This is a genomic window from Microbacterium sp. 13-71-7 (assembly GCF_002257455.1).
GTDB lineage: Bacteria > Actinomycetota > Actinomycetes > Actinomycetales > Microbacteriaceae > Microbacterium.
Genome location: NZ_NCKN01000308.1, coordinates 1 through 4,005 on the forward strand (window position 1 = coordinate 1; position 4,005 = coordinate 4,005).

A 4,005-nucleotide genomic window follows, 5' to 3' on the forward strand; every position below is an offset into this window, starting at 1 on the left:
TTCGCGTTCAAGATCCTGCCCGGCGACCCGGTCGCCGCGGTGCGCCACGCGCTCGACGCGGAGGGCTTCCAGGACGTGCTGCTGCTCGGCTATGCGGCGAAGTACGCGAGCGCGTTCTACGGCCCGTTCCGCGAGGCCGTCGACTCCCAGCTGCAGGGCGACCGCCGCACGTACCAGCTCGACCCCGGCAACCGGCGCGAGGGGGTGCGCGAGGCGCTCCTGGACGAGGCCGAGGGGGCTGACGTCGTCATGGTGAAGCCCGCGATGGCCTTCCTCGACGTGATGCGCGAGGTGCGCGACGCCGTGCGCGTGCCCGTGTGGGCCTACCAGGTGTCGGGCGAGTACGCGATGATCGAGGCCGCCGCGCAGAACGGGTGGCTCGATCGCGAGCGCACGATCCTGGAGTCGCTGCTGTCGATCCGCCGCGCCGGCGCGGACGTCGTGCTGACCTACTGGGCGACCGAGGCCGCCCGCTGGCTCGCCCGCGGCTGAGTTCTCCCCCTGGTCGTCGAGCGAGGACGGCGAAGCCGACCCACCCCCTGGTCGTTGAGCGAGGACGGCGAAGCCGACCGACCCCCCTGGTCGTTGAGCGAGGACGGCGAAGCCGACCGAGACGAAACGCGGCGCCCTCCCAAGCCCGCGCGGATCCCCCGAGCAGCAACGGCACAGCGACCTCCGGGAGAATGGATCCATGACCGACCGCAATGACGACCTGTTCGACGCCGCCCGTGCCGTGATCCCCGGTGGGGTGAACTCGCCGGTGCGCGCCTACGGATCGGTCGGCGGCACGCCGCGGTTCCTCGCGAGCGCCTCCGGCGCGACGGTCACCGATGCCGCGGGGACGACCTACCTCGACCTCGTGGCGTCCTGGGGGCCGGCGCTGCTCGGGCATGCGCATCCCGAGGTCGTCGCGGCCGTGCAGGAGTCGGCGACCCGGGGCCTGTCCTTCGGGGCTCCGACCGAGGGCGAGGTCGAACTCGCCGCCCTCATCGCCGACCGGGTGCGGCACGGCGACGCCCGCCCCGTCGAGCGCGTGCGACTGGTCTCCACGGGCACCGAGGCGACGATGACCGCGATCCGGCTCGCCCGCGGTGCGACGGGGCGCGATCTCCTGGTGAAGTTCGCCGGCCACTACCACGGGCATTCGGACGGCCTGCTGGCCGCGGCCGGTTCCGGCGTCGCGACCCTCGCCCTGCCCGGATCCGCGGGCGTCCCCGCCCCGATCGCGGCGCAGACGCTCGTCATCGACTACAACTCGCCGGAGGCGCTCGCTGCGGTGTTCGCCGAGCACGGCGACCGGATCGCGGCCGTCATCGTCGAGGCATCCGCGGCGAACATGGGCGTGGTCGCGCCGCAGCCCGGATTCAACCGCCTCATCGCCGAGACCGCGCACGCGCACGGCGCCCTCATGATCCTCGACGAGGTGCTCACCGGCTTCCGCGTGCACTCGGCCGGCTTCTGGGGCCTGCAGCAGGCGGAGGGCGAGGAGTACCTGCCGGACATCATCACGTTCGGCAAGGTCGTGGGCGGCGGCATGCCGCTCGCCGCGCTCGGCGGCCGCGCCGAGGTCATGGACCGGCTGGCCCCGACCGGCCCGGTCTACCAGGCCGGCACCCTGAGCGGGAACCCGCTCTCGGTCGCCGCGGGCCTGGCGACCCTGCGCCTCGCGACGCCCGAGGTCTACGCGCGGATCGACGCGGCCGCGGAGCGCCTCTCCGGTGCGCTCGACCGCGCTCTGACCGACGCCGGCGTCGTGCACGCCGTGCCGCGCGCGGGCAACCTGTTCGGCGTGGCCTTCGCGGAGGCCGCACCGCGCGACTACGCCGAGGCGCAGGCGCAGCAGGTCTTCCGGTATGCCCCGTTCTTCCACGCGATGCGCGAGCAGGGCGTGGCGCTGCCGCCGAGCGTGTTCGAGGCCTGGTTCCTCACGGCCGCCCACGGGGACGCCGAGCTCACGGCGATCGAGGCGGCGCTGCCCGCCGCCGCCTCGGCCGCAGCTCGCGCGACAGCCTGAGGCTGCTTCCGGCGAGCGCGTCGTTCGCCTGACGGCGACGGAGCGTACGCAATTCAGGATGGATCAGCGGGACGAGCGCGATCTCGAGGGCGAAAACGGGGCCCGACGCATTCCATCCTGAATTGCGCACGCCCAGCCGCGCCCGCGTGCAGCCCCGACGCCCCGCAGGATCCCCGACGGGCGGTGCGCTTGTCGGATCCCCCCAGCGGGATCGTTGCCGTCCTGTGAGGTGCCTCGCGGGCGGATCCGGGGCCGCGCTGGCAGACTGGGGTCATGGTGACGCTGCTGCTGGATCGGACCCGCCTCGAGGTGGAGCTCTCCCCGCTCGAGCGCGCCGTCTCGTTCCGCCGCGACAACCTGCACATCGCCCGCGAGGCGATCGTCAAGGTGCAGCTCACGGACGACGCCTGGACGTGGCTGCGGGGTGTCGGCAGCCCCGGCACGCATGTGCCCCTCGTGCTCGCGGCCGGCACCTGGAAGTCGGCCAGCGGCAACGACTTCGTCCTCATCCGCCGGCACAAGCCCAGCGTCGTGATCGACCTGGAGGGCGCGGAGTTCCAGCGGCTCGTGCTCACCACGCGGCACGGGCTGGCGCTCGCTCAGGCGCTGCGCCTCGATGCGAGCTCCGAGCTCGCCGAGGTGACCGACATCGCCGCGACCGGCGCGATCCCCGTCGCCGAGCCCTCCGGAACCCCCGGACGCAAGCGCAAGCCCTCGCCCCGCCCCGCCTGACCGGGCGCGGCAGGCGGGGCTGACCGCCCTGGCGACGGTCGCATCCGCCCAGGCGACGCCTGGACGCCGAAGCGGCGACCGTCCTCAGACGATCGCCGCTCCGTGCGGATGTGCTCCGGGGTCAGTGCCCGTGGTGCTCTCCGTGGTTGTCGCCCTCGTGGTGCTCGCCGTCGTGCCCCTGCTCGTGCGGGGCCTCCTCGCCGTGCTGCTCCTCGCCCTGCTGTTCCTCGCCGTGCTGCTCCTCGGGGGAGGGGGACGGCGCGTCGTGCTCTGCGGGCTGGTCGCCGCTCTCCTCGCGGGGTCCGGGCGTGTACGAGGGGGCGTCGTCCGTGAAGAACGCGCGGGCGGCCGCGGCGAGCGAGGCGCTGACGGCGGCGGCGCGGGGGTCGTCGTCTTGGTGGATCTCGCCCTGCGTCACGTCCTCGAGGTCGTCGTCCTCGTCGGGCGTCTCGTCGAGGATGACCTGGATCTCCTGCGTACGGCCGTCGGCGAGAGCCGCGAAGATCTCGATGCCGGCGATCTCGGTGGTCTCGGTGCTCGGCTCGGGGGTGACGAACTCGTCGTCGGCGGCCGGCGTCGTGATGATCGTCGTCGCGGCCGTGGGGGCGCCGGCGCCGTCGCCATCGTGCTCGGCACCCTGGTCTTGCCCGGCGGCGCCCTCGTCCTCGGCGGCTTCCTCGTTCTCGGCGGCGCCGTCCGCGTCGTCGGAGGACGACGGGGCCGACGGCACACCGGTGATCAGGTCGTCGAACGACACCGGCGCGGCATCCGGGATGGTCAGGGCCGCGGTCTCGAAGGATCCGAGCGCGGCCGCGTCCTCGTCCGCCGCGCCATCGGCGGCGTGCGTGAGCGGGGAGTCCTGCTCGTCCGCGGGGTGCTCGGCGTCGTCTGCACCCTCGTGGTGCGCCTCGCCCGGCGTGTAGTCGGCGACGATGGGGGCGGTCAGGGCGACTCCCGCCGCGATCGCGCCGTCGTCGTGCGCCTCCGCCGACGCGCCGTAGGACTCGGCGCCGGCCTCGTCATCGCTCGGCTCCGCGTCCTCCGGCGCCTCCGCGGGGGATGGCTCGGAGTCGGCCTGCTCCTGCGCGGCATCCTCCGCCGCGCCCTCGGCATCCGTGCCCTGGTCGGGCTCGGCGCCCTGCGCCGCGGATCCCTCGGTCGATGCGTCCTCCGCGGATCCGTCCTCGTCTGAGGCATGCTCGTCGGAGTCGGAGTCGGAGTCGGAGTCGGAGTCGGAGTCGGAGTCGGAGTCGGAGTCG

At 74.0% G+C, this 4,005-nt stretch carries 2 protein-coding genes and 2 pseudogenes; 3 read left to right on the forward strand and 1 reads right to left on the reverse strand.

The window, feature by feature from the left end:
- The 3 genes and pseudogenes from B7X32_RS19295 to B7X32_RS19305 all read left to right on the forward strand — a co-directional run.
- Window positions 1–492 (forward strand): annotated as a pseudogene (locus B7X32_RS19295) (porphobilinogen synthase); the annotation flags it as partial.
- A 199-nt stretch (window positions 493–691) separates the two neighbouring features.
- Entirely contained in the window at window positions 692–2,014 is a 1,323-nt protein-coding gene (locus B7X32_RS19300; protein WP_292723446.1) for a glutamate-1-semialdehyde 2,1-aminomutase, read from the forward strand.
- A gap of 273 nt (window positions 2,015–2,287) precedes the next feature.
- Window positions 2,288–2,746 (forward strand): hypothetical protein, encoded by a 459-nt coding sequence (locus tag B7X32_RS19305; protein ID WP_292723448.1) that lies wholly within the window; start codon window positions 2,288–2,290, stop codon window positions 2,744–2,746.
- A 121-nt stretch (window positions 2,747–2,867) separates the two neighbouring features.
- Here B7X32_RS19305 and B7X32_RS19310 read toward each other — a convergent pair.
- A pseudogene (locus B7X32_RS19310) lies at window positions 2,868–4,005 on the reverse strand (hypothetical protein); the annotation flags it as partial.